Origin of the sequence: Rosettibacter primus, from assembly GCF_036860675.1 — a bacterium.
Lineage (GTDB): Bacteria > Bacteroidota > Ignavibacteria > Ignavibacteriales > Melioribacteraceae > Rosettibacter > Rosettibacter primus.
In genome coordinates this window covers 22,501-44,610 of record NZ_JAYKGK010000006.1, presented here as the reverse complement: position 1 = coordinate 44,610, position 22,110 = coordinate 22,501, and the positions used below count along the sequence as shown (strand labels likewise).

The window sequence follows — 22,110 nt, the reverse complement described above, 5'->3', positions numbered from 1 at the left end:
TTTTTAATAATTGAATTAATAAATTATTCCATGATGAATAACATATCTCCCAAAAGAGTAATATTTATTGACATGATGCGTGCATTTGCAGTGCTCATGATGGTTCAAGGTCATACAATTGATACTTTTCTGTCAAATGAATACCGCACTACAGAATCTATTCTTTATAATATTTGGTTCACTATTCGAGGTTTTACAGCTCCTATTTTTATGTTTTCATCCGGGACTGTTTTTACTTATTTACTTCGTTTGCATAAAGTTCCTTTTTATGAAAATCCACGAATAGTTAAAGGTTTGAAAAGATTTTTAATTTTAGTTCTTATCGGATATTTATTACGATATCCCACTTACACATTTTTTAATTTTAGTTTTGTTACAAAAGCCCAATGGTTAACATTTTTTACTGTTGACGCATTGCATCTCATAGGATTTGGTTTATTATTTATAATAATTCTTTCATGCATAGCCGAAAAATTTAAAGCAAATGATTATTTGGTTTTTTCATTAGCTGCGTTTTTCTTTTTTGCAATGTTCAATATTACAGAACAAATTAACTGGTTGAATTATTTGCCCATTCCTTTTGCTGCTTATTTATTTCATAAGACTGGTTCTTTATTTCCATTATTCCCATGGGCAGGTTATGTTATAAGTGGAGCTGTACTCGGCAGTTATCTTGCTCATAATCCGGATATATTTACTACTAAAAAGTTTAGCAGAAATTTGTTCTTAGCAGGATTTGGATTTTTGGTTATTTCATGGATAATCGAATTTATAGAAGTAATATTTTTTAATAATCAATCATTGGTAACGGACAATTTCTATGTAATAACATTAAGATTGGGCTGGGTATTGATATTAAACAGTTTAATGTCTTATCTCGCATTAAAATTGAAAAATATACCTGATTTAGTAAAATGGGTAGGTAGACATACTCTAATTGTTTATGCAGTTCATGTTGTAATTTTATATGGTAGTGCATGGGTACCAGGATTAAACTTAATATTTGCTAAAAGAATGAGTCTCGCAATGTCTATATTGGCAGCAATATTAATGATTGGGTTAATGATTTTAATGGTTGTTGGTATTGAAAAGTTTAAGAGTTACAGAAAAAATAAATTTGTTTTAGAAACTTAGGATAAGCAAAAAATTGAAAAAGCGTTCGGAAAATTTAAATCCTTTAGTTACAGACGAAGATAAGAAGATTGAACAATCTTTACGTCCAAAAACTTTTGAAGAATTTACAGGACAAACAAAAATTGTTGATAATTTAAAAGTCTTTATCGGAGCTGCAAAAAAAAGAAATGAGAGTCTTGACCATGTTTTATTAACCGGTCCCCCAGGATTAGGCAAAACGACACTTGCTCATATAATTGCAAATGAGCTTGGAGTAAAAATTAAAGTTACATCTGGACCTGTTCTTGAAAAACCAGGCGACCTTGCTGGAATACTAACTAATTTGGAAGAAAAATCTGTACTGTTTATTGATGAAATTCACAGACTAAGTCCAGTTGTTGAAGAATATTTATATTCAGCTATGGAAGATTTTAAACTTGATATAATGATTGATAGCGGACCAAATGCAAGAACTGTTCAAATTAAACTTCCTAAATATACATTGATTGGAGCTACTACAAGAGCAGGATTATTAACCGCACCATTAAGAGATAGATTTGGCATTAAAGCTCGACTTGATTATTATGAGAGTGACTTAATAAAAAAAATTATACATCGTTCTGCCAACCTGTTGAATATCAAAATTGATGATGAAGCTGCTCAAGAAATTTCAAAACGTTCAAGAGGAACTCCAAGAATTGCAAATAGATTATTAAGAAGAACAAGAGATTTTGCTGATTATGAAGATAAAAATGTAATTGATATTGAAGTAGCCAAAAAAGCTCTCAATGCTCTTGAAGTTGATGAATATGGACTCGATGAAATGGATAAAGAAATAATTCTTACAATAATTGAAAAATTTAACGGTGGACCCGTAGGATTAAATACAATCTCGGTTGCAGTCAATGAAGATGCTGGCACGATTGAAGAAGTCTATGAACCTTTTTTAATACAGCAAGGATTTATTCAAAGAACACCTCGTGGAAGAGAAGCAACAGAATTAGCTTATCTTAGATTTAACAAAAAGAGAAAAAAATTTAATGGTCAATCAGACTTATTTGAAAAGTAAATTTTATGATACAAATTAATAACATAAAAATCGCCAACCATCTTCCTTTAATCTTGATAGCAGGTCCATGTGTAATTGAAAATGAATACATTACACTTCATACTGCAGATAAGATTAAAAAAATTACAGAAGAATTAAATATTCCCTACATCTTTAAATCAAGTTACAAAAAAGCAAATCGAACAAGCATAAAATCTTTTACAGGTTTGGAATTTGAGCAGGCTCTAAAAATATTAGAAAAAGTTAGGGAAGAATTTTCTTTAACAATTTTAACTGATGTTCACTCAGAAAATGAAATTAAGATTGTCTCTGAAGTTGTTGATGTAATTCAAATACCGGCTTTTTTATGCAGACAAACAGAATTATTACTTGAAGCAGGTAAAACAGGTAAAGCAGTTAATGTTAAAAAGGGACAATTTTTAGCCCCCGACGATATGAAATATGTTGCCGACAAAATTGAATCTACGGGCAACAAAAAAATTTTACTGACAGAGAGAGGAACAACTTTTGGCTATCATAATCTAATTGTTGATATGCGCAGTCTTGAAATAATGAAACAATTTAATTATCCTGTTATTATGGATGCGACACATTCAGTTCAAATTCCAGGTCAGGGAGGTGTAAGCGGAGGTGAACGTAAATATATTCCAGCTTTGGCAAAAGCTGCTGTAGCTGTGGGGATTGCCGGACTTTTCCTCGAAGTTCATCCAGAACCTGAAAAAGCTTTGAGCGATGCTGCAAGTCAATTCCCCCTAAATGAATTAAAGAATCTTCTTTCAATAGTAAAAAGAATTGATGAATTTGTTAAAAATGAACAAATCAATTATAGATAAATTAAAGCAGATTCAACTTATTATTTTTGATTTAGAAGGAGTACTTCTTATTCAATCAGAAATCAATGATCAATTGATTGATAATCTTTTGAATTCTGTTGAAAAAGCAGTAAAAGATTTTAAAGAAAGAAAAATTGATTTTGCAATAATTACAGCAAGGCAACACGATGAATTAATTGCACGCTTAGAAGAAATTCCTGATTGCAATGTTTTAGATTCTTCTATAGATAAAGTTTCTGCAGCTGAAAAAATTATAAAAAGTAAACAATTGAATTGTAATAATGTTTTTTTTATTGGTGATGGAATACTTGATATCCCGTTGTTGAGAAAATGTGGCTTATCGGCTGCTCCTAAATCCGCAAAACGCGAAGTAAAAAGAGTAGTTGATTTTATAATTAATAGCAGCAATTCAAACGAAATATTTAAAGAAATATTACAATTATTTGATAAAATAAAATCATAAAAAATCGTATAGAAAAATGTCAGAAGACCAGATAATCGTAAAAGCTAAAGAAGTAATTTTAATTGAAGGAAATGCAATCCTAAATTTAGTTAATAGCATTGATGGGCAGTTTGTTAAAGCAGTAAAAGAAATTTATAATTCCAAAGGTAGGGTTGTTTTTACAGGGATGGGAAAATCAGGATTAATAGCCAGAAAAATTGTAGCTACGCTAAATTCAACCGGAACAGCAGCTATTTTTATGCACCCGACTGATGCACTTCATGGCGATTTAGGAATGGTTCGTAAAGAAGATATTGTAATTATAATTTCGAAAAGTGGGAACACAGAAGAACTGCTAAGATTAATTCCAATGTTCAAAAGAATTAATGTTACACTTATTGGAATGCTTGGTTCTCTTGATTCTAAATTAGCAAAAGAATGTGATATAATTTTGAATATCAGTGTAAAAGAAGAAGCCTGTCCTTATGACCTTGCTCCAACAGCTTCTACAACAGCAGCTTTAGTTATGGGCGATGCACTTGCTATGGTTTTACTTGAAATGCGAGGTTTTACAGAAGAAGATTTTGCAATGCTGCATCCCGGTGGAAGCCTTGGGAAAAGATTATCTCTTCATATTGAAGAAATTATGATTAAAGGGAAAGACATTCCAATTGTTAAAGAAAATACAACTTTGAAGGATACTATTTATGAAATTTCTTCGAAAAGATTAGGTACTACATGTGTTGTTAACGATGAAGGGATATTAACAGGAATTATTACTGATGGTGATTTAAGAAGATTACTTGAAAAAACTCTTGATATAAAAAATTTAACAGCTGGCGATGTAATGACAAGAAAACCAAAGACAATTACAAAAGATAAACTTGCTTCTTTTGCAATTCAGCAAATGGAAAATTATAAAATAACCTCTCTAATTGTAGTTGATGAAAATTATAAACCAGAAGGCATTGTACACCTGCATGACCTTGTTAAATTAGGACTTCAACCCCGATGAAGAAATTTATGTTATTTATCACATTCATTTCTTTTGTTTCATGCTCTGAAGAAAAAGTAAAGCCCAAAATCGATGATAATTCGGTTAAGGGAGAAATTCCAATTCATGAAAGCTGGAATTCAAAAGTTGTTTTTAGTCGCGAAGGTAAATTAAAAGCAATTCTTTATGCGGACCATCTCAAAAAATATGAACTTCAAAAAATTACTTTTCTCGAAGGTGTTAAAGTTGATTTCTTTAATACAGCACAGAAAAAATCAACAACTCTTACATCTAAATATGGAAAAGTGAATGATGTAACAATGGATATGTATGCAATTGACAGTGTTGTTGCAGTTAATGATAGCGGCACTGTTCTTAAAACAAGCGAATTGATGTGGAGAAATAAAGACCAAAAAATTCTGACTGATAAATTTGTCTCTATAAAATCAAAAGATGAAATTATTGAGGGATATGGTTTTGAATCAGACCAGCACTTAACCAATTATGTAATTTACAACATAACCTATTCAGCTGTCTTAAAAAAAGAAGAAAAAAAGTGAAGATAAAATTTGTTATACTAATTTTTATTTTCGTTGCTAATCTTTTTGCACAGGAAGAAAACATTATTCGTGTTTTGGGTGATAGTCTTGTTGGTAAAAATATAAATGGGGAATCAATCCGCGAGGTTCATGGTAATGTAGTTATGATACAGGGAGCAGTCAAAATTACCTGTGCTAAAGCAATTCACAATGTAACAAGAAATGAAGCCGAATTACTCGGCAATGTGATTGTTACACAGGACAGCATTACGATTTATACTGATATTGGTTTTTATAATGGGAACTCTAAAACAGCTTTTTCAAAAAGCGGGGTTACTTATTTTGATGGACATGTTCACTTGAAAGCAAAAAATGGTTTCTACTATTTTAATGAGAAGAAAGCTTTTTTCTACGAAAATGTGAAATTGAATGATTCGGTTTCAGTTCTCAATGCCGATACATTAACTTACTATGACAATGAAGATAAAACTATTGCTGTTGGCAATGTAGTAGTTCAAGATACATCTGCAATTATTTATGCAGATTCATTAATTCATTTCAGGAATGAAAAGATTACGTATGCATACAAAAATATTAGAATTGTTGACCCATCTAATAGATTGTTAATATCCGGGGAGAAACTTGAAGATTATCATGATAAAAATTTTTCAAGAATTACTGGTAATCCATTTTTAATAAAAATAGATACAACGAATTCGAATAAACTTGATACTTTGATTATTGCTGCTAAAATAATGGAAGCATATGGAGATAGTGCAAAAAGATTAATAGCAAAAGATTCTGTAAAAATTCTTCGAGGTGAATTTGCTTCGATTAATAATTTTTCAATTTATTATCAGACTTCACAGCATCTATATACACATAAAAATGAAGATGATAGACTTCCTCCCGTATTATGGAATCAAAATACACAATTTATTGGTGATACAGTCAATATTTTTTTGAAAGATAATCGTCTTGAAAGAATGAATCTAAATTCAAATGCAATGATTATTTCATCAAATGAAAATTATGAATTTCGTTATGACCAGATATCCGGGAATAATATAAGTTTACTCTTCGGAGAAAATGGTTTAGAAAAAACAGAAGTAAATGGAAATGTATTGAGTATTTATTATTTATACGAAGATGGCGAACCCAATGGATTGGTTAAATCGAGTGCAGAAAAATCTATAATTTTATTTGATGGTAAAAATGTTGTAAAAGTTATGTATTATGGTAATCCAAATAATGAATATCATCCTGAAAACTTAATTGCAGGTAAGGAAAAAGATTTTACTTTGCCTACTTTTTTACTCGTGCAAAGCAGACCAAAAAAAGAACAATTATTATTTAAAAAAGAAAAATTATTAACACAACTTTTAGATGTTATAAATGGGAAATGAATTAATACTTAAGAGTGAAAATCTTAAAAAAATCTATAAGAAAAGAACCGTTGTTAACGAAGTTTCAATTTCAGTACAGCAGGGAGAAGTAGTAGGACTTTTAGGTCCAAATGGAGCAGGAAAAACTACAACATTTTATATGATCGTAGGAATGATAAAACCAAATGGTGGTAAAGTTTTTTTGGATAATGTAGAAATTACAAATGAACCAATGTATAAGCGTGCTAAAAGAGGCATAGGTTATTTACCTCAGGAAGCTTCAATTTTTCGTGGTTTAACAGTAGAAGATAATATCATGGCTATTCTTCAAATGCTTGATATCTCACAAAAAGAACGAAAAGAACGCTTGGAAAAATTGCTCGATGAACTTGGTATTAAAGATGTTAGAAAAACACTTGGCTTTCAATTAAGCGGTGGGGAAAGAAGAAGAACCGAAATTGCACGGGCATTGGCTACCAACCCAAAGTTTATTTTGCTTGATGAGCCTTTTGCCGGGATTGACCCAATTGCAGTTGAAGATATTATGAACATTGTTGCTAATCTTAAGCATAAAGGAATTGGAATTTTAATTACTGACCATAATGTTCACGAAACTTTAAGTATAGTAGATCGAGCATATATTTTGATTAATGGTAAAATATTCAAAGAAGGTTCTGCTCACGATCTTGCTGAAGACAGCGATGTGAGAAAATTATACCTTGGAGAAAAATTCAAGCTCGATAGATATTCTTAATTATTAAAAATATAATATGCAATTCCAGCTATTACTAAACAGTATAAAATTATAAATAATATTTTTTTAATTGTTTTTCTTATTTGAATTTTCTTTTGATATCTCCAGGTTGTTGACTCGTCTCTTTTATAATCTCCTTTTTTGATATTCCAGTTATTATAAATGTGATTTTGCATAAAGAGTAATATTTATAAAAACTACATTTAATTTTTTTCTATAGCTTAAATTCCTTAATTATTTTCTTAACTTCTTCCTCAGTAATTCCAGCTCCTAAATTTTGTGTATCTGATTTTCTACTTACATTACCAACAGGATTTATCTGTGGATTACCTGCTCGAGCTCTCAATCTTTCTTCAATTATTTTTGTAAAATTTCCAGGTGAACTTTTTTCAACTTTTCTTGATGTAAATTGAGGAATATCAAAAGAGTTTACAGCGCTTCCTTCATTAATTGCTCTAATTTCAAAGGCTAATGTTTTGATATTAATTAAATGATAAGCAGTAACATTTTCAGAAACAATTGAACCTCCCCATGTACCTGGTCCCAATGTCATTGAAGGAATTAAACCTGTAGTATATCCCACAGCTCCAAGTGACGAAGGTGTGTTAACTACAATCCTAAAAGCAGGTTTTTCGAGAGCAAATTTCATAATTATTTCTTTATCATTTGAATGAATAGCTAATGTGTGTCCTATTCCTCCAAATTCGAGTAATTCGATACAACGATGACAACCTTCAAGCCAGCCATCAACAGTATAAAAGGCAAGAATTGGTGAAAGTTTCTCAATTGATAATGGTTCTTCTTTTCCTACTTTGAAGCATTCAGCAATTAGAACTGTTGTATTGTCAGGAACAGAAAATCCGCTGTAATCAGCAATCCATTTGGCAGTTTTCCCAACAATTTCTGGATTTAATCTGGCACCCTTTGCAACTCTATCTTCCAATTTCTTTTTTTCATCGGGGTTTAAGAAATAACAACCCAATTTTTTAGCTTCTTGAATCACTTTTTCTTTAATTGGTCTATCTACAATCATTGCTTGTTCTGAAGAGCAAAGTACACCATTATCAAAAGTAGTACCGTAAACAATATCAGCAACTGCTTTTTTAATATTTGCTGTTCTTTCAATAAATGCAGGAACATTACCAGGACCAACTCCATAAGCTGGTTTACCTGAGCTATAAGCAGCTTGAACCATTGGAGTGCTTCCTGTAGCTAAAATTACAGAAATATTTTTGTCTTTCATTAATGCTTCTGTTCCTTCAAGTGTAGGAATTGTCATACATTGAATTAATCCTTTGGGTGCGCCTGCTTTTTCAGCTGCATCTGATAATATTTTTAATGCTTCTATTGTGCAATTAATTGCTTTAGGATGCGGGCTTGCTACAATTCCGTTTCTGCACTTCAGCGAGATAAGCGCTTTAAACATTGCAGTGGATGTAGGATTTGTTGACGGAATTAATGCTGCAACCACACCCATCGGTTCAGCTATTTTAATAATTTTCCCGTTTCTTTGAACATCAATAACCCCAACGGTTCTTAAATTTTTTATTGATTCATACACATCTCGTGTTGCGAATTGATTCTTTAGAATTTTATCTGAAATTTTTCCAAAGCCTGTTTCTTCGTGTGCTAATCTTGCAAGCCTTTCAGCTTCATTAAATCCAGCTTCAGCCATTGCTTTAATAACTTTATCAACCTGCTCTTGATTGAAATGCTTGAATTCGAGTTGTGCTTCTTTAGCTTGAGAAGCTAAGTTGCGAGCTTCCTGGATTGATTGGAGATCTTTGTCAAAGTTCATTTTGTTCTCAAATTTTTAACTAAAAATACAGAGAACATATGCAAACTTCAATTTGAAAAAATGAGCTGGAAAATATTATAGCTTAAACATATTAATGTATATCAAGTTTGTAAATAAATTTTAATTAAACAGTTTTGTAATTTTTTGATAACCACTTTTGCTTACTGGAAGATGTGTGCCATCAGTTAAAATAATTTTGTAAGAGTCTTTTTCTAATAAATCTATTTGTTTGATATTTGATATTTTTACAATATAAGAACGATGTATTCTAATGAAATTTTTAGGGTCTAAATTTTCTTCGTAATATTTCATTGTTTTTTCTTTGAGGTAGTTCCCTTTGCTGGTGTAAAGCATTACATAATCGTCCTGAGCTTCTATATATTTTATTTCGTCAACCGGGATAATTGTTATTTTTTGATTTTGTTTAACTACAATACGTTCTAAATATTCTTTTTTATCATCTAATGCTCTTGCAAGTGATTCTAATTTTTTAATTGAATTATCTTTGTTCTTAATTAAATTCATAGCTTTTTTTAAAGCATCATCAAATCTTTCTTCGGAAAATGGTTTTAAAAGATAATCAACTGCACTAACTTCAAATGCTTTAATTGCATAGTTATCGAATGCAGTTGTAAAAATAATTATTGGAGGGTCTTCAAGCAGTTCTAGCATTTCAAACCCTGATATTTTTGGCATTTGAATATCAAGAAAAATAATATCTGGTTTAAGTTCATTAATTTCCTTAAGAGCTTCGAAGCCATTCGAACATTCAGCTACAATTTGAATATTATCATACTTTTCTAAATATGTTTTGATAATATCTCTTGCTAATTTTTCGTCATCAATTATTATTGTTTTTATAATTTCATTCATAATTAAACCGGGATGAATATGTTTACACTAAATTTATTATTTGATTTTTCTGCTTTCAGAAGATTGTCTTGATTATAAATTAATTTCAATCTGTTTTGAATATTTTTTAATCCTATTCCTTCACCTTTTTTTGGAACAGAGTCAGGATCAAAATTATTCTCAACAATAATCTTTAAATATTCATTTATTTTCTTACACTTAAGTTTTATAGTAACTTTTTCTAATGATTCATAAACACCATGTTTAATTGCATTTTCAAAAAGTGGCTGCAGAATCATGCTCGGAATTTCAACATTATAACATTCCTGTTCAACTTCTTCAATAAAATCAAATTTATCGCCAAATCTAATTTTTTCAATATCAAGATAAAGTTTTGAATAACTTATTTCTTCTGATAATTTATTTTTTTGATGTTCATTTTTTGAAAGAGTATTTCTTAAAAAAGTTGATAACTTAATTGTCATTTCCTGAGCTTTGGATGGATTGCTGATAGTTAATGCACTTATTGAATTAAGACAATTAAAAATAAAATGTGGGTTGATTTGATACTTTAGTGATTTAAGCTCTGCTTCTTTTATTAATGTTTTGAGCTCTGCTTCTTTTAATAATTTTTCTTGAAAATTATTGTAATAAATTATTACATAGTCAATTGCTACAAGAATTGAATAATACATTATGCCGATAATGAATCGCCAGAGAAGTGATTTGTTTAAAAAAACGAGATAAAAATTGTCATCTACTAAAATATTTTTTGTAACATAAAATCCTATAAGAATCCAGAAACCTGATATAATCAAAGCAGAGGCTATATGGTTTATAAATATTTTTGAAATCGAATAAATGTCAAGTGAATTGAAGTTTACTGTATACCATACACTCAAACCAAGAAATAAATAGAGCAAGTTGAATATTAAACTATCAATAAAAGCTGAATACAAGTTTATTGATAAGAACCAATTAAGAATAACTGTGTGCAGTAAAAAAATTGAGAACCAGATTATTAGATAAATTAAAAGCAGTCTTTTGTTTTTAATAAATGGATTAATCATAAACTATTACACACTTTTAATTTCACCGCCGCCAAAGAATATTGTGCCTTTTATAATTAATAATCCTTCTTCAAATGGTAAGGAGTTATCAACTATGTATTGTTTTGTGTCTAATCCTCCAAATATTGTTGTTACATTAGTAATAACTTTCCAGTTTTTAGGAATTAAAATTGAGAAGCCTCCTGCAAGACATGTTATCTCAAGAATATTTTCGCCGGATGATAAATTAGAATCAACGAGATTTATGTTTACTGCAGAAGCTATAATTGTTAGTCTTCCGCCCTTAAAGTTTTTCGTTTTAATTTTTTTATTGCAATGAGTTAGAATATAAGTTTCATCAAGATAATCACTGTTTATTTCTTGAAAACTATCTGAATCAATAGGTTGTTGTCTAAAATTTTTTTGATGAACATTTTTTGTTTCATTTCTTTTTAATATAAAATACAAGCCAATGATAATTATAATTAACGGGAATAAATCTCGAAATGTGAAATTAAAAAATGGTCTGAAAATGTGATTAAAAAGTCCATACAGACCAATTACTAAGAAAATCATTCCCGGGGTACTGTTTCTTGATTTCGTTAAAAGTATAATACCAATTATTATAAAAATAGTATGCCATGAAAATATTAAATGACGAAAGCCAAAATAAAAGAAGCCAAGATTATCAATTAGTAATAAAGCTCCAATAATTATAAAAATTAAACCAAGCCACAGTCTTGAATTATGTCGTTCCATGTTATCCTCTATAAAGTATTTTTAATTTCGCCGCCGCCGAATAAAACAAAACCTCGTATTAAAAGAACTTTACCTTCTTCATATTTAATGTCAGGGGTTTTTATTCTTTTGTCCCCAAAACCTCCAAAAATAGGCAATACATCTATTTCGACTTTCCAGTTTGATGGAATAATTAAAGATGCACCTCCAAATATTGCTGTAATTTCCAGTACATTCTCACCTTCTGCAAGTATGCAATCAGACAAGTTAATTTCAGAACCTCCGAATATTGAAATTATATTCCCACCACGAAAATTATCTGTGTGTAAAACTTTTGTGCTGCCTCCAAAGACAGATATTTCTTCGAGAAATTCTTTCCCTTTATTTGTTTTATCTTCAGATGGTTCTCTGCTCATAAATGAACTTTTATATTTATGAATATTCCAGTAATGACTTCCAATTTTATTTCTTCGAAATATTATTAGTAAACCAATAACAACGAAAATTAGAGGCCAAAGTTCAGGTATTAAATTAAAAAGTCCTATAGCTATAAAAATACTGCCTGCAATTTTATTTTTAGAAAGTGTAAATAGGAGTATTCCAACAAAGATGAAAAAATATTCCCATGTGAGAAAATCTTCAGGAATAATTTCAATTCCGTAATTATTTAGAATGAATAGAAAGCCGATGATTATAAGGATTAGACCAATTAAAATTCTTGTTCTTAAATAATAAGCCATAATTTCTCCATAATTTTCTGAAGAAAATTAGGAAGTAAAATTTATTGAATAAAGAAAAAATCGGCGAAGTGCAGAAATTTATCGGTAAATAAATCTAATTTTATTCAAGCAATTTAATTTGTTCATTTGGAGGAAGAACCTGAACATCTTTTAACTGTCTTTCTATTTTACGAGTGGATTTTGTTGCTTCTTCAATTTTGTTTGATGCTTCCTGCAATTTCTTTTGAGTTGCCTCAAGAACATCACCAAATTTTCCAAATTCAGTTTTAACAGAACTTAAAATTTTCCAAACTTCACTCGACCTTTTTTCTATAGCAAGAGTTCTAAATCCCATTTGTAAACTATTTAATATTGCGGCAAGATTTGTTGGCCCTGCAATTGTAACCCGATACTCTCTTTGAATAAATTCAGCAAGCCCAGGTCTTCTTAAAACTTCTGCATACAACCCTTCGATTGGCAAAAACATAATTGCAAAATCTGTAGTGTTGGGTGGGTCAAGATATTTCTCAGCAATTTTTTTAGCCTCAGATTTTATGCGAGCTTCAATTCCTTTAGCTGCATCGTTAATAGCATCAATATTGGCTGCATCCTGTGCATCAAGCAATCTTTGATAATCTTCAATTGGGAATTTTGCATCAATAGGAAGCCACACTGTTTCTGTTTTTAAGGAATCTCTTCCTGGAAGTTTAATTGCTACTTCAACTTTTTCATTACTCCCTTTTTTTGTAATAACATTTTTTTCATATTGTTCTCGTGTTAGTATCTGTTCAATTAAATTTTCAAGTTGAATTTCACCCCACGTGCCTCTTGTTTTAACATTAGTTAAAACATTTTTCAAATCGCCTACTCCTCTTGCAAGTTCCTGCATGTCGCCTAAACCTTTGTATACTTGCTCTAATCTCTCACTTACAAGTTTGAAAGATTCTCCCAGTCTTTTTTCAAGTGTGGCATGAAGCTTTTCATCAACTGTTTGACGCATTTCCTCAAGTTTTTTAGAATTATTTTCTTGAATTTCTTTTAGCTGGTCTTCTACACGCATTTGAAGTTTATCGAATTTTTGTTCATTTGATTGTGTTAACTTTAATAACTGGTCTGCAAAAATGTCTAATTGTGCTTTTTGCATCTTTGCAATTTCATAAAGTCTGTTTGATAGCAGTTCTCCAAAATTATTTATTGAATTACTTAATTCTTCTCTTTGTGATTTTAACGACTTAGAAATTTCTTCACGGTTTCTAAAAAGTTCATCCCTAAAAGCTCTGTCAATTCTTTCGAACTCTGTTTTAATTTCTGCTTGATTGAAAGAAATTATTTTTTTATTGATTGAATAAATCATCAACAAAATTATTATCATAATTATGATTATACTTGCAACAGCAATTTCTATCATAATCTCTCCTAATGAAATTATATTTAGCAAAAGCAAAATAAAAAATAAATTGAAATGTTGTTAACTCATCATTGAATAATTTTATAAATTTAGAATTGTAAACCAGAGAAGTTGAATATGAAGAAATGGAAAAAAGTTTTAATTGGCGTATCTGCTTCTTTATTTGTTTTTGTTCTCTTTCTTTTTATTATTTCATTTTATATGCTTAAAAAATCATTGCCTGAATATGATGGTAAAAAAATTGTTAAAGGTATTACCTCAACAGTAAAAATATATCGAGATTCTTTTGCTGTACCAATGATTATTGCTGAAAATGATGAGGATGCTGCATTTGCTCTTGGCTATGTACATGCGCAGGAAAGATTATTTCAAATGGATATAGCAAGACGCGCAGGCGAGGGGAGGTTAAGTGAAATATTTGGAAAAAAGACTATAGCATTCGATAAAATGTTTCGAACAATAGGGATTTATAAAAATGCTCTTAATAGTTATAAGTATTTAAATCCAGTTGCAAAAAAAATTCTTGATGCTTATACAAGAGGAGTAAATGAATTTATAAAAGAATCAAAAGGGAAATATCAAATTGAATTTGATGTGCTGGGATATGACCCGTATCCATGGAAACCTGAACACAGTTTAATAATAGCTAAATTAATGGCATGGGAATTAAATTTGAGCTGGTGGTCAGATGTTGCTTTTTCAAATATTGTTCAAAAACTTGGTACAGAAAAAGCGAAAGAATTAATTCCGAATTACCCGCAAAATGCACCTACAATTATTCCTGAATCAATTGAAAAGTTTGCACAAATATCAAAACATTTTTTTGAAACAGATAAAAAGTTTAGAGAATTTTTTGGCTTTTCAGGGACTCATATTGGATCAAACAGCTGGGTCGTTAATGGTAAAATGTCTACTTCAGGAAAACCTATTATTGCCAACGACCCTCATCTTGCATTTTCAGCTCCAGGTAAATGGTATTTTGTAATTATAAGAAGTAAAGATTTAAATGTGGAAGGGTTTACACTGCCGGGAATTCCGTCAGTTGTAATTGGTAAAAATCAAAATATTGCATGGGCAATGACAAATGTTATGGCTGATGATGCTGATTTCTATGTAGAAAAAATTGATTCAACTGGAACAAAATATTTTTTAGATGGGCAGTGGAAAAATTTAGTTGTTGAAAAAGATTCATTTGCAGTAAAGGATTCATCTAATTATGTATTCGAAATTAAAAAGACTCATCGTGGACCAATAATTTCTGATATTCATCCTTACAATGTTTTTTATCCGAAAGAAGGGAGAATTTTTGCAAACTTAAGCATGAGATGGACAGCATTAGAATTTAATGATGAAATTTATGCCTCAATCTTAATTAATAAATCAAAACATTGGAATGATTTTAAAGAAGCGTTAAGATATTTTACCGCCCCCGGACAAAATTTTATTTATGCAGATAAATTTGGAAATATTGGTTACATCTGCGCAGCAAAATTACCACTAAGAAATTCAATTAGTCCAACATTAATTTATGATGGAACTACAAGTGCCAATGATTGGAAAGGTTATGTATCCTATGAAGAAATGCCGAAACTTTTTAATCCATCACAAAATTTTATTGCTTCAGCAAATAATAAAACAGTAAAGAATTTTAAGTATCATATATCAAATATTTGGGAACCATCTTCAAGAATTGAAAGAATTACTGAGCTGTTGACTTCTAAACATGTTCATTCCGTTAATGACTTTAAGAAATATCAACTTGATTTTATTTCACCTTATGCAAAAAAAATAACAAAACAAATTCTTGATGCTTTTTTAAATGTTAAAGTGAAAGAAAAAAATTTGAAAACCTCACTTGAACTTTTGAACAACTGGGATTATGAATTTAATGAAAAAAGCCAGGTGCCTACAATTTATGCTGCATTTCTTCATTATCTTATTAAAAATATTTTTGAAGACGAGCTCGGAAAAGATTTGATTAAAGAATATGTTTTTCTTGCTAATATTCCTTACAGAAAAATTCTTGAATTACTTGAGAGTGATAATTCTTATTTGTTTGATAATATTCATACACAACAAATTGAATCAAAAAATGAAATTATTAGAAAAAGTCTGGTTGATGCACTAATATTTCTTGAAAAAAAATATGGGAAAGATATTTCAAAATGGCAATGGGGAAAAATTCATCAAGTGACTTTTAAGCACACATTTCATGGCATTGCTTCTTTTATTAATGATTTAATTGATATTGGCCCCTTTCCCATTGGTGGGGATGGAACAACAATATTCAACACTGAGTATTCATTTACAGCTTTATTCGACGATAACAATTATGAATTAAAAGTTCTAAAAGAAAAACCATTTGCAAATAATCTTGGACCTTCAATGAGATATATTTTTGATTTTGGGAAACCAGAATATATGGAATTTATAATGCCAACAGGACAATCAGGAAATTTAATGAGTAAGCATTATAGAGATATGACTCTAAAGTGGTTGAAAGGGGATTATATAAAGATTTCTCTGGATGAAAATATTTTCAGCAAAAATGCCCCTTACAAATTAATCTTAACACCGCATGAATAAGTAACTTTTATTTACCTAACAAAATGTTAAATTTAGAAGTAAAAAAGTAAACTTTTATGAAAGTTACAGAACATTTAGCAAAAGCCAACGAAACATTAATCAGTTTTGAAATAATACCCCCTAAACGAGGAGGTGATATTAAAGAATTATTGAAAGTTCTGGATGACATAGTAAAATTTAATCCTCCATTTATTGATATAACTAGTCATCCTGCAGAAGTTGTTTATGAGGAAACACCTGGTGGTGAGATGAAAATGAAAGTAAAAAGAAAACGACCCGGAACACTTGGAATTTGTGCTCTTGTTCAAAATAAATATAATGTTGATGCTGTACCTCATGTATTATGCACGGGATTTACAAAAGAAGAAACTGAAGATTTTTTAATTGAGCTTCATTATTTGCAGATAGATAATGTTCTCGCAGTTAGAGGGGATGATAGTGGTTTCAAAAAGCCTGTTCGATATGGAAGAAGTGTTAATGAATATGCAATTGATTTAGTAAAGCAAATACAGGATCTCAATCAAGGGAAATATCTTGAAGAAGGATTACTTGATGCAGAACCAATGGATTTTTGCATTGGAGTAAGTGGCTATCCACAAAAACATTATGAAGCTCCAAATCTTATTACTGATATTCGTTATACAAAAGCTAAAATTGATGCTGGTGCTTCTTATATAGTAACACAAATGTTCTTTGATAACAAAGATTATTTTAATTATGTAGATTTATGCAGGAAAGAAGGAATTGATGTTCCTATTATTCCTGGTCTAAAAATAATAACTTCTAAATCACATGCTCATACATTACCCAAAAATTTTTATATAGATATTCCTGCTGAATTGGTTGAAGAACTCGATAAAGCTAAACCAGAACATGCACTTGAAATTGGCGTAAACTGGGCATACAAGCAGGTTGAAGAATTAATAAACAAGAAGGTTCCAGCTATTCATTTTTACATTATGCAGAATTCAAAACCAATTAATTTGCTTATGAAAAAATTAGGTTTTTAAATGATATTACCTGCAACAAAAAATTTGAGCATTAAAGTTAAAATTCCTAAACGATTAAAATGGGGGATTGCTGGTTGCAGTAGTTTTGCAGAGAATACCTTCCTTCCCGCATTTCAAAATATTAAAAGAAGTAAACTCGTTTCTGTTTTCAGTCATGATATTAATCGTGCACAATTTATAGCTAATAAATTTGGTGCTCCATTTGCATTTGATAACTATGATGAATTTTTAAAAAGTGATATTGATGCGGTTTATATTTCAAGTAAAAATTCAGACCATTACTGGCAGGTATTAAAAGCAGCTGAAGCAGGTAAAAATATTTTATGTGAAAGACCAATTGCACTTAATTCGCAACAAGCAAAAGAAATGATAGAAACCTGCAAAAAAAATAATGTTTTTTTAATAGTTGACCACCTGCATCGTTTTCATCCTTTGATAATAAAAACAAAAGAACTTTTAGAAAAAAATATTCTGGGTAAAATTATTTCTATTTATGTGACTTACAATATAGATAATCCACCAACTGAAAATTTTAGATTCAAAAAAAGTTTAAGCGGAGGTGGTGTTCTTAGAGATCTTGGTTCTCAAATGATAGATTTATTGAGATATTTTGGAGGAGAGGTTTTCGAAGTTAAGGGTTATCTCGATAATATAATTTATAAAAGTGAAGTTGAAGATTTTGCCGCAGCAATATTAAAGTTTCAAAACGACGGCTATGGTTTATTCAATGTTTCTTATGATACAAAAGAACCAATAATTCGAGTTGATATTATAGGTTATAACGGTTCTATTAATCTTGAGAGTAAAGTTGATAAAAAAAATTTCTCCACAATATTGACAATTGCACTTCATGGAGAATCAAAAAAAGTATTTAGAAAAAAAATTAATAAAATTACTTTTATGATTCGTTCTGTTCAAAAAACATTCCTTAAAAAACAGTTGCCACTTGTTACAGGAGAAGATGCACTTCAAAATATGCTGATAATTGAAGAGATAGAAAGACAATGTTTCTCTCAAGAGAATTCATAGGTATAGATAATGCAGTTGAGATGGGCAAATATGTATTAATAACATTAACCTATCAAAATGAATGAAAAATATTATTAAAAAAGTATAAATGGTATTATCATTATTCATGTTTATCGTTGTAGTAAAATTGGAGTTGTAAATATTTTTGTTCTATAAATTTCATTATTCAATAATATATTGAAATAATTATGAGCGATTCGAATCTGACAATTGCTTTACTTTTAGGTGGAGTTTCACCAGAAAGAGAAGTATCCAAAGCTACAGGAAAATCAATACTGCAGGCTCTTCGTCAGTTAAATTATAAAGTAAAAGTGTTAGATCCTGCCTATGGTCTTAATCAACCTGAAGATGAAAATAAATTTTTTGAGAGCGGAAATTATTCTGAACTTTCAACACGGAATTATATTGAAATAATTAATTCTTCATTATTTGATGATGTTGATGTAGCATTTATCGCACTTCATGGTAAATGGGGAGAAGATGGGACCTTGCAGTCACTTCTTGAAATGCGAGGGATTAAATATACAGGTTCAAAAATTCTTGCGAGTTCTTTATCAATGGATAAATGTATGTCGAAAATTATGTTCCAGCATTATGATGTAAACACGCCAAAATGGTTCATCGTCAGAAAGAATGAAAAAGATTATAATTTAATAAGAGAAAAAATCAAAAAGTTTTTTGGTTATCCATGTGTTGTAAAACCAAATGACCAGGGCTCTACAATTGGACTTACAATCTGTCGTGGGGATGCAGAAGTTCAAAAATCAATTGAGTTAGCTCAACAATACTCCGATAAAGTTCTTATCGAAGAATATATTTCAGGACGAGAAGTTACTGTTGGAATAATAGGGCAACAACCTTTACCTGTTCTAGAAATTAAACCAAAATCTGGTTTTTATGATTATACTTCTAAGTATACATCTGGGATGACAGAATATGAAGTGCCTGCAGATATACCAAAAAAAGTTGCTGAACATCTTCAACATCAAGCATTGCTGGCTTTTAATTCAATTGGTTGTGAAAGTTATGCAAGAGTCGATTTTAGATTGACGAATGACTTTAAATCTTATTGTCTGGAAGTGAATACATTACCGGGTATGACAAGCACAAGTTTATTGCCAAAAATGGCAAAAGCTGCAGGTATTAGTTTTGATGAATTGATTCAACGAATAATTAATTATGCTCTTAAATGAAATTAGATAAAAGAAAAGTTTATAATATTATATTTTTTTCACTCTTGATATTAGCATTCATGTATTTATTGTTTAATGAAAATGGAATATTAAAATATATAAAAGATAGAAGAGAAATTCGAAAACTTGAACAGGAAATTAATGATGCAGAAATGAAATTACATATACTTCAACTTGAAATTGATTCGTTAAAAACCAGTAAAGAAAAGATAGAAAGGGTTGCTCGCGAAAAATATCATATGTTAAAACCAACAGAGAAAGTTTTAAAAGTAGAAGAATATTAAATTGACAAAAAAAGTTAACATACCACAAGTTCCACTTGCAGAAAGAATTAGACCAAAGAACCTTGATGAATTTCAGGGACAAAATCATCTTGTAGGTCCTGGTAAACCCTTACGTGTAATGATAGAGAATGACACATTAAGTTCAATAATTTTGTGGGGACCGCCAGGGACTGGAAAAACTACACTTGCAAAGATAATAGCTGAAAACACCAATTCTGAGTTTATTCAGTTGAATGCTGTTTCATCTGGAGTGAAAGATTTACGTAATGTAATTGAAAAGGCGAAAGAAAATCAAAATTATAGTAAACGAACAATTTTATTTATTGATGAAATACATCGCTACAACAAGGCACAACAGGATGCGCTTCTTTCTTCAGTTGAAAAAGGAGAAATTATTTTAATAGGGGCAACAACAGAAAATCCATCTTTTGAAATTATTTCCGCTTTAAGGTCTCGTGTTAGGATATTTATACTGAATGAACTAACCAAAAATGATTTGCAAAGTATTTTAAATCGTGCTCTTGTTAAAGATGAATTTCTTAGTTCAGTTAAAATAAAGATTGAAGACCCTGATTATTTGATTTTTATTTCTGGTGGCGATGCAAGAATTATGCTCAATATTTTAGAGGCTTCTGTAATTCAGGAAATTAATAATGATGAAATAGTTATTACTCAAAAAGTAATACAAAATGTTTTACAGAAGAAGAATATCATTTATGATAAAAGTGGGGAAGAACATTACAACTTAATATCAGCATTCATAAAAAGCATTCGAGGCTCAGATCCAGATGCTGCAGTTTATTGGCTTGCTCGAATGCTTGAAGGAGGTGAAGACCCTCTATTTATTGCCAGAAGAATGGTAATTTTAGCTTCAGAAGACATTGGCAATGCAATGCCAAATGCACTTGTACTTGCAGAAGCAACATTTAGTGCTTGCGAAAAAATTGGTATGCCTGAAGCGAGAATTATTCTTTCTCAATGTGCTACTTATTTAGCTTCTGCTCCCAAAAGTAACGCATCTTATCTTGCTATTGATAATGCAATCCATGATGTAAATACACTCCCACAATATCCTGTTCCATTTCACTTAAGAAATGCACCAACAAATTTTATGAAAGAAGCTGGTTATGGTACAGGTTATAAATATCCTCACAATTTTGAAAATCATTTTGTAGAAGAAAATTATTTACCCGAAGAAATAAAAAACAAACAATATTATTTCCCGACTGAAAATGGAATGGAAAAAACTATTAAGGAAAGATTGAAAAGTATTTGGAAGAATAGAAAGAAATATTAATCAGCAAGCATAAACATTTTCCCGGGTAACTGTTTAATTAAACCTTTGAATTCGAGTGTTAATAAATTTACCAGACAATCAGAAGTTGACATTGAAGTTAAAGTTGCAATTTCATCAATATGTTTAGCTTCGGTTCCAAGTACCTGCAAAAGTTTTTCTTCAAATAATGTTAAATCAACCGAGGGTTTGGGAATATTTTTCCCTACCTCTGGTTTTAATTTCAATTTAAGTTCAAGAAGAATATCTTCAGCACTTGTAATTAATTTTGCTTCCCCTCGCTGGATTAATGCATTGGGTCCTTCAGATTGTTTTACATTAATATTACCAGGGATTGCAAAAACTTCCCGATTTTGATCTATCGCATATGCAGCTGTTTGCATAGCACCACCATTTAATTTTGTTTCGACAACAAGAGTTCCTAAACTTAATCCTGAAATAATCCTGTTTCTTCTTGGAAAATTTTGAGCATCTGGTTTAGTGCCCAGTTCATATTCAGAAATTATAACTCCTTTCTCAGCAATTTCATAAAATAATTTATGATTCTCTGGTGGATAAATAATATCTAACCCTGAACCAATTACAGCAATAGTTCTTGAATTGCAATTAAGAGCAGTTCTATGAGCAATAGAATCAATTCCTCTTGCTAATCCGCTCACAATAGTTATATTTTTTTCGCATAATTCTTTAACTATTTTCTCAGTTTGAATTTTACCGTAATTTGTTGGTTGTCTTGTACCTACTACTGCTAGTGAATATTTATCATGTTCGGAGAAATTTCCTAAAGTGTAGAGTATTAAAGGTGGATAATAAATTTTTTTAAGAATATCAGGATAATCATTATCCCAGTAAGTAATAATTTTTGCATTTATTTTTGAAAGATTTTTTAGTTCTTCTTCAATTTTGGCTGATATCTCTTGTAATTGTGATTTTGCTTTTAGCAATCTTTGTGATAAGTTTTTGCTTATTCCATCAACCTTCTGGAGAGAAAATAAATCAGCTTCAAAAATATTATCAAAAG

At 30.2% G+C, this 22,110-nt stretch carries 21 protein-coding genes (1 of these 21 only partly in view); 14 read left to right on the top strand and 7 right to left on the bottom strand.

The features are described 5' to 3' along the window. Positions 1 to 30: 30 nt before the first annotated feature. The 8 genes from VJY32_RS08935 to lptB are packed head-to-tail and all read left to right on the top strand — an operon-like array spanning position 31 to position 7,129. Positions 31 to 1,134 (top strand): heparan-alpha-glucosaminide N-acetyltransferase domain-containing protein, encoded by a 1,104-nt coding sequence (locus VJY32_RS08935; protein ID WP_353677566.1) that lies wholly within the window; start codon positions 31 to 33, stop codon positions 1,132 to 1,134. A 13-nt stretch (positions 1,135 to 1,147) separates the two neighbouring features. Further along, the gene (gene ruvB / locus VJY32_RS08930) at positions 1,148 to 2,182 is read left to right on the top strand and encodes a Holliday junction branch migration DNA helicase RuvB (protein WP_353677565.1); all 1,035 of its coding nucleotides are present in this window, start codon (positions 1,148 to 1,150) and stop codon (positions 2,180 to 2,182) included. Between the two features lie 5 nt (positions 2,183 to 2,187). After that, entirely contained in the window at positions 2,188 to 3,015 is an 828-nt protein-coding gene (gene kdsA / locus VJY32_RS08925) for a 3-deoxy-8-phosphooctulonate synthase (protein ID WP_353677564.1), read from the top strand. After that, entirely contained in the window at positions 2,993 to 3,478 is a 486-nt protein-coding gene (locus VJY32_RS08920; protein WP_353677563.1) for an HAD hydrolase family protein, read from the top strand. The genes kdsA and VJY32_RS08920 overlap by 23 nt, the downstream gene beginning before the upstream one ends. 16 nt (positions 3,479 to 3,494) lie before the next feature. Continuing rightward, positions 3,495 to 4,472: a KpsF/GutQ family sugar-phosphate isomerase gene (locus VJY32_RS08915; RefSeq protein ID WP_353677562.1), complete on the top strand. Its 978-nt coding sequence runs from the start codon at positions 3,495 to 3,497 to the stop codon at positions 4,470 to 4,472. 8 nt (positions 4,473 to 4,480) lie between these two features. Beyond that, positions 4,481 to 5,011 carry an LPS export ABC transporter periplasmic protein LptC gene (lptC, locus tag VJY32_RS08910; protein ID WP_353677561.1) on the top strand — a complete coding sequence of 177 codons (531 nt, stop codon included), beginning with the start codon at positions 4,481 to 4,483 and terminating at the stop codon, positions 5,009 to 5,011. Further along, complete coding sequence (locus tag VJY32_RS08905; RefSeq protein ID WP_353677560.1) at positions 5,008 to 6,396, top strand: OstA-like protein; 1,389 nt, start codon at positions 5,008 to 5,010, stop codon at positions 6,394 to 6,396. Before lptC ends, VJY32_RS08905 begins: the two co-directional genes overlap by 4 nt. Next, positions 6,386 to 7,129: an LPS export ABC transporter ATP-binding protein gene (lptB, locus tag VJY32_RS08900; protein WP_353677559.1), complete on the top strand. Its 744-nt coding sequence runs from the start codon at positions 6,386 to 6,388 to the stop codon at positions 7,127 to 7,129. Before VJY32_RS08905 ends, lptB begins: the two co-directional genes overlap by 11 nt. A gap of 214 nt (positions 7,130 to 7,343) precedes the next feature. Here lptB and VJY32_RS08895 read toward each other — a convergent pair whose 3' ends face one another. The 6 genes from VJY32_RS08895 to VJY32_RS08870 all read right to left on the bottom strand — a co-directional run bounded on the left by VJY32_RS08895 (position 7,344) and on the right by VJY32_RS08870 (position 13,693). Then, positions 7,344 to 8,927 carry an acetaldehyde dehydrogenase (acetylating) gene (locus tag VJY32_RS08895; protein WP_353677558.1) on the bottom strand — a complete coding sequence of 528 codons (1,584 nt, stop codon included), beginning with the start codon at positions 8,925 to 8,927 and terminating at the stop codon, positions 7,344 to 7,346. Between the two features lie 120 nt (positions 8,928 to 9,047). After that, the gene (locus VJY32_RS08890; RefSeq protein ID WP_353677557.1) at positions 9,048 to 9,800 is read right to left on the bottom strand and encodes a LytR/AlgR family response regulator transcription factor; all 753 of its coding nucleotides are present in this window, start codon (positions 9,798 to 9,800) and stop codon (positions 9,048 to 9,050) included. 2 nt (positions 9,801 to 9,802) lie between these two features. Continuing rightward, positions 9,803 to 10,849: a sensor histidine kinase gene (locus VJY32_RS08885; RefSeq protein WP_353677556.1), complete on the bottom strand. Its 1,047-nt coding sequence runs from the start codon at positions 10,847 to 10,849 to the stop codon at positions 9,803 to 9,805. 6 nt (positions 10,850 to 10,855) lie between these two features. Further along, entirely contained in the window at positions 10,856 to 11,587 is a 732-nt protein-coding gene (locus tag VJY32_RS08880; RefSeq protein WP_353677555.1) for a LiaF transmembrane domain-containing protein, read from the bottom strand. Between the two features lie 8 nt (positions 11,588 to 11,595). After that, entirely contained in the window at positions 11,596 to 12,306 is a 711-nt protein-coding gene (locus VJY32_RS08875) for a LiaF transmembrane domain-containing protein (protein WP_353677554.1), read from the bottom strand. A gap of 100 nt (positions 12,307 to 12,406) precedes the next feature. Then, positions 12,407 to 13,693, bottom strand: a complete 1,287-nt coding sequence (locus VJY32_RS08870) for a DNA recombination protein RmuC (protein WP_353677553.1) — start codon at positions 13,691 to 13,693, stop codon at positions 12,407 to 12,409. A gap of 117 nt (positions 13,694 to 13,810) precedes the next feature. Here VJY32_RS08870 and VJY32_RS08865 point away from each other — a divergent pair, with 117 nt between their 5' ends. The 6 genes from VJY32_RS08865 (at position 13,811) to VJY32_RS08840 (ending at position 21,092) form a co-directional block, all read left to right on the top strand. Beyond that, on the top strand, positions 13,811 to 16,279 hold the full coding sequence (locus VJY32_RS08865) for a penicillin acylase family protein (protein WP_353677552.1): 2,469 nt from the start codon (positions 13,811 to 13,813) through the stop codon (positions 16,277 to 16,279). 56 nt (positions 16,280 to 16,335) lie between these two features. Further along, positions 16,336 to 17,289 (top strand): methylenetetrahydrofolate reductase, encoded by a 954-nt coding sequence (locus VJY32_RS08860; RefSeq protein ID WP_353677551.1) that lies wholly within the window; start codon positions 16,336 to 16,338, stop codon positions 17,287 to 17,289. Beyond that, a complete protein-coding gene (locus VJY32_RS08855; protein ID WP_353677550.1) occupies positions 17,290 to 18,318 on the top strand; it encodes a Gfo/Idh/MocA family protein in 1,029 nt (342 codons plus the stop codon). 188 nt (positions 18,319 to 18,506) lie between these two features. Further along, entirely contained in the window at positions 18,507 to 19,511 is a 1,005-nt protein-coding gene (locus VJY32_RS08850; RefSeq protein ID WP_353677549.1) for a D-alanine--D-alanine ligase family protein, read from the top strand. Beyond that, positions 19,508 to 19,795 carry an FtsB family cell division protein gene (locus VJY32_RS08845; protein WP_353677548.1) on the top strand — a complete coding sequence of 96 codons (288 nt, stop codon included), beginning with the start codon at positions 19,508 to 19,510 and terminating at the stop codon, positions 19,793 to 19,795. The genes VJY32_RS08850 and VJY32_RS08845 overlap by 4 nt, the downstream gene beginning before the upstream one ends. A 1-nt stretch (position 19,796) precedes the next feature. Then, on the top strand, positions 19,797 to 21,092 hold the full coding sequence (locus VJY32_RS08840) for a replication-associated recombination protein A (protein WP_353677547.1): 1,296 nt from the start codon (positions 19,797 to 19,799) through the stop codon (positions 21,090 to 21,092). Here VJY32_RS08840 and dprA read toward each other — a convergent pair. Beyond that, positions 21,089 to 22,110, bottom strand: the 3' portion of a protein-coding gene (dprA, locus tag VJY32_RS08835; protein ID WP_353677546.1) for a DNA-processing protein DprA. The gene runs 100 nt beyond the window's last position; the window shows 1,022 of its 1,122 coding nt (coding positions 101-1,122); its start codon lies beyond the right edge, outside the window; it ends in the stop codon at positions 21,089 to 21,091. The genes VJY32_RS08840 and dprA overlap by 4 nt on opposite strands.

What these genes read in the sequence shown, in the direction of transcription:
- VJY32_RS08880 (WP_353677555.1), bottom strand. Translation starts at nt 11,587, where the DNA reads ATGGAACGACATAATTCAAGACTGTGGCTTGGTTTAATTTTTATAATT.
- VJY32_RS08870 (WP_353677553.1), bottom strand. Translation starts at nt 13,693, where the DNA reads ATGATAGAAATTGCTGTTGCAAGTATAATCATAATTATGATAATAATT.
- VJY32_RS08850 (WP_353677549.1), top strand. Translation starts at nt 18,507, where the DNA reads ATGAGCGATTCGAATCTGACAATTGCTTTACTTTTAGGTGGAGTTTCA.
- kdsA (WP_353677564.1), top strand. Translation starts at nt 2,188, where the DNA reads ATGATACAAATTAATAACATAAAAATCGCCAACCATCTTCCTTTAATC.
- VJY32_RS08935 (WP_353677566.1), top strand. Translation starts at nt 31, where the DNA reads ATGATGAATAACATATCTCCCAAAAGAGTAATATTTATTGACATGATG.
- VJY32_RS08915 (WP_353677562.1), top strand. Translation starts at nt 3,495, where the DNA reads ATGTCAGAAGACCAGATAATCGTAAAAGCTAAAGAAGTAATTTTAATT.
- VJY32_RS08845 (WP_353677548.1), top strand. Translation starts at nt 19,508, where the DNA reads ATGAAATTAGATAAAAGAAAAGTTTATAATATTATATTTTTTTCACTC.
- VJY32_RS08885 (WP_353677556.1), bottom strand. Translation starts at nt 10,849, where the DNA reads ATGATTAATCCATTTATTAAAAACAAAAGACTGCTTTTAATTTATCTA.
- VJY32_RS08895 (WP_353677558.1), bottom strand. Translation starts at nt 8,927, where the DNA reads ATGAACTTTGACAAAGATCTCCAATCAATCCAGGAAGCTCGCAACTTA.
- lptC (WP_353677561.1), top strand. Translation starts at nt 4,481, where the DNA reads ATGTTATTTATCACATTCATTTCTTTTGTTTCATGCTCTGAAGAAAAA.
- VJY32_RS08855 (WP_353677550.1), top strand. Translation starts at nt 17,290, where the DNA reads ATGATATTACCTGCAACAAAAAATTTGAGCATTAAAGTTAAAATTCCT.
- VJY32_RS08890 (WP_353677557.1), bottom strand. Translation starts at nt 9,800, where the DNA reads ATGAATGAAATTATAAAAACAATAATAATTGATGACGAAAAATTAGCA.
- lptB (WP_353677559.1), top strand. Translation starts at nt 6,386, where the DNA reads ATGGGAAATGAATTAATACTTAAGAGTGAAAATCTTAAAAAAATCTAT.
- VJY32_RS08865 (WP_353677552.1), top strand. Translation starts at nt 13,811, where the DNA reads ATGAAGAAATGGAAAAAAGTTTTAATTGGCGTATCTGCTTCTTTATTT.
- VJY32_RS08875 (WP_353677554.1), bottom strand. Translation starts at nt 12,306, where the DNA reads ATGGCTTATTATTTAAGAACAAGAATTTTAATTGGTCTAATCCTTATA.
- VJY32_RS08920 (WP_353677563.1), top strand. Translation starts at nt 2,993, where the DNA reads ATGAACAAATCAATTATAGATAAATTAAAGCAGATTCAACTTATTATT.
- VJY32_RS08860 (WP_353677551.1), top strand. Translation starts at nt 16,336, where the DNA reads ATGAAAGTTACAGAACATTTAGCAAAAGCCAACGAAACATTAATCAGT.